General features: G+C 73.9%; 3 protein-coding genes. All 3 read right to left on the bottom strand.

The genetic code is table 11. The features are described from left to right. Positions 1-72: 72 nt before the first annotated feature. Complete coding sequence (locus AOK00_RS35880; RefSeq protein WP_055604281.1) at positions 73-915, bottom strand: 3-hydroxybutyrate dehydrogenase; 843 nt, start codon at positions 913-915, stop codon at positions 73-75. Positions 916-970: 55 nt separating this feature from the next. Then, complete coding sequence (locus AOK00_RS35885; protein ID WP_055604282.1) at positions 971-1,453, bottom strand: NUDIX hydrolase; 483 nt, start codon at positions 1,451-1,453, stop codon at positions 971-973. Between the two features lie 14 nt (positions 1,454-1,467). Then, on the bottom strand, positions 1,468-3,091 hold a 1,624-nt coding region (lnt, locus tag AOK00_RS41050; RefSeq protein WP_055604283.1), incomplete at its 5' end, for an apolipoprotein N-acyltransferase.

The raw sequence follows: 3,091 nt of genomic DNA on the forward strand, positions 1-3,091 counted from the left end.
GGTGGGCCCCGAAGGCGCCACGGGGAGGGCAGGCCCCGGGGCCGCCGGGATCAGGGGGCCTCGGAGCGCCCCTCAGTGGGCGGTCCAGCCGCCGTCGAGCGCGAGGGAGGTGCCGGTGATGAACGAGGCCTGGGGAGTGCAGAGATAGAGCACGGCCTCGGCGACCTCGTCCGGCTCGATGAGCCGCTTGAGAGCCGAGTCCTTCAGCAGGACCTCGGAGAGGACGCGCTCCGGCGGAATGCCGTGGGCGGCGGCCTGGTCGGCGATCTGCCGTTCGACGAGCGGGGTGCGTACGTAGCCCGGGTTGACGCAGTTGGAGGTGACCCCGTGCGGGGCGCCTTCGAGGGCGGCGGTCTTGGAGAGGCCCTCCAGACCGTGTTTGGCGGCCACGTACGCGGACTTGAAGGCGGAGGCGCGCAGCCCGTGGACGGAGGAGATGTTGACGATCCGGCCCCAGCCCTGGGCGTACATGTGCGGCAGGGCGCCCCGGATCAGCCGGAAGGGCGCTTCCAGCATGACCGTGAGCACGGTGTGGAAGACGTCCGGCGGGAACGCCTCGATGGGGCGGACGAGCTGGAGTCCGGCGTTGTTGACGAGGATGTCGGCGCCGTCGGCGGCCGCCTCGGCGGCGTCCAGGTCGGTGAGGTCGAGGAGCCGGGGTTCGAGGCTCCCGGGGAGTTCGGCGGCCTCCTCGGCGAGGGTCTCCAGGCCTTCGGCCGCCCGGTCGACGGCTCTGACCCGGGCCCCCGAGGCGGCGAGCCGCAGCGCGCAGGCGCGGCCGATGCCGCCGGCCGCGCCGGTGACGAGCGCGGTGCGGCCGGTCAGGTCGAGGACGACGGCACGGGGCCGGGGTGCGTCGGCGGGTGCGTCGGGGTCCGATACGGCACCGAGGGGGGCGGTGATGGGGGCGCTCATGCTCCGCACCCTATGAAGCGTCCACTCCCCCACCGATGTGCTCCGGTCCCATAGTTCAGCTGGTTGCTGTGGTGCGGAACCATGTGGGTTCGTCGGCCAGCGCCTTCTCGATCCGCAGCAGCGAGAAGCGCTTCATCTCCGGCAGGTCGTTCACGTCGAACCAGCCGACCTCGGTGGACTCGTCGTCGTTGACCCGCGCCTCGCCGCCCACCGCACGGCAGCGGAAGGAGACGTCCAGGAACTGGCACTGGTCGCCGTTGGGGTAGACGACGGGCTTGCGAAGGGTCTCGACGAGCACGATCCGCTCGACCTCGCATCGCACGGCCGTCTCCTCGAAGACCTCGCGCACCGCGCAGTCGGCGGGCTGCTCCCCGGGCTCGACGATGCCCCCGATGACCGCCCAGCGTCCGTTGTCGGCACGCCGGCCGAGCAGCACCCTGCCCCGGTCGTCGAAGACGACGGCGCTCACTCCGGGCAGGAAGAGGAGCTGGTGGCCGGCTGTCTCGCGCAGGGCCCGGATGAAGTCAGGGGTAGCCATGCTCCGACCCTAGATCATCCGCGGACCGCCCCACCCGGGCGGCCGGTGCCGCTCTGCTCCGCACCGGTACGCCGGGCCCGTACCGAACGGAGGGCCGACCAGCCGAGACCCGCGGCCGCGAGCGCCACGAGGAGGGCCTCCGGCAGGGTGCCCATCCGGGTCGCCGGGGTCAGCGAGGAGCGCAGCGGCACCTTCTCGACCAGGACGTCCGGGGTGAACATCCTCGTCTCCGCGACGATCTCGCCGTCGGGGCGGATGACCGCGCTGACCCCGCTGGTCACGGGCACGACCACCGACCGGCTGTGCTCGACGGCCCGCACGCGCGACATCGCGAGCTGCTGGTAGGTCATCTCGCTGCGGCCGAAGGTGGCGTTGTTGCTGGGGACGCTGATCAGCTGGGCGCCGTGGGTGACCGTGTCGCGCACGGCCCAGTCGAAGGCCGCCTCGTAACAGGTGGCGAGGCCGACCTTCGTACCGGCCAGGTCGAAGACCCCGACCTTCGTGCCGGCGCCGAAGTCGCGGCTCACCCGGTCGACGTTGCTGTTGAAGAGGCGGACGACGGACCGCATCGGGATGTACTCGCCGAAGGGCTGGACGTGCCGCTTGTCGTAGGTGGCGACCGGGCCGCGGTCCGGGTCCCACTCGATGAGCGTATTGCGGAGTTTGCCGGTCTCGGGGGCGACGACCGCGCCGATCACGGTCGGCACGCCGATCGCGCGGACGGCGCCGTCGATGACGTCGGCCGCGTCGGCGTTCGCGTACGGGTCGATGTCCGAGGAGTTCTCGGGCCACAGCACGAAGTCGGGCTGCGGCGCGCGGCCGGCCTTGACGTCCGCGGCGAGTTCGCGGGTGCGGGCGGCGTGGTTGTCGAGGACGGCCCGGCGCTGGGAGTTGAAGTCGAGGCCCAGGCGGGGCACGTTGCCCTGGACGGCGGCGACGGTGGCCGTGCCGTCCTCGGCCGAGTCGTCGACGAGCGGCAGCGCCGCGAGCGCGCCGGTGACGGGGAGGAGCACGGCGAGCGCGGCGGCCACGAGCGGACCGCGCGGAAGGGTGCGGGGGCGGGCGCCGGTGGCCGCTTCGAGACCGGTGCCGGCGCGCGCGGCGGGCGCGCGGTCCGAGCCGCCGCCGTCGGCCTCGGTGAGGGCGTCGGCGCCGGTGTCCTCCTCGCCGACCGTGCCGGTCGCCGCGCCCGCGGCCCGGCGGGCCTGGATCTGGCGGTACGTCTCGTACAGGCCGAAGCCGCAGAGGGCGACGGCGAAGCCGAGCACCGGCGTGCCGCCCACGGCGGCCAGCGGCAGGAAGATCCCGTCCGCCTGGCCGAAGGCGATCTTGCCCCACGGGAACCCACCGAAGGGCACGCGCGCGCGTGCCGCCTCCGCGAGGATCCACACCCCGGCGGCGAAGAACGGCCACCACGGGAGCCGGGACACCGCCGCGATCCCGAGTCCGGCGAGGGCCACGAACAGCGCCTCGACGGCGGCCAGGGCGAGCCACGGCCCCGGGCCGACCTCCTCCCCGGTCCAGATGAGGAGCGGCAGCAGGAAGCCGAGCCCGGCGAGGTATCCGAGGCCGAACCCGGCGCGGAGCCGAGGGCCCCGCAGGCTCCAGCCGAGCAGGGCGAAGGCGGGCAGCGCGAGC

This window comes from Streptomyces aureus (genome assembly GCF_001418135.1).
Classification (GTDB): Bacteria; Actinomycetota; Actinomycetes; order Streptomycetales; family Streptomycetaceae; genus Streptomyces; species Streptomyces aureus_A.

Excerpts from the sequence above, each read along its gene's own strand:
- AOK00_RS35880 (WP_055604281.1), bottom strand. The coding sequence starts at position 915 with ATGAGCGCCCCCATCACCGCCCCCCTCGGTGCCGTATCGGACCCCGAC.
- AOK00_RS35885 (WP_055604282.1), bottom strand. The coding sequence starts at position 1,453 with ATGGCTACCCCTGACTTCATCCGGGCCCTGCGCGAGACAGCCGGCCAC.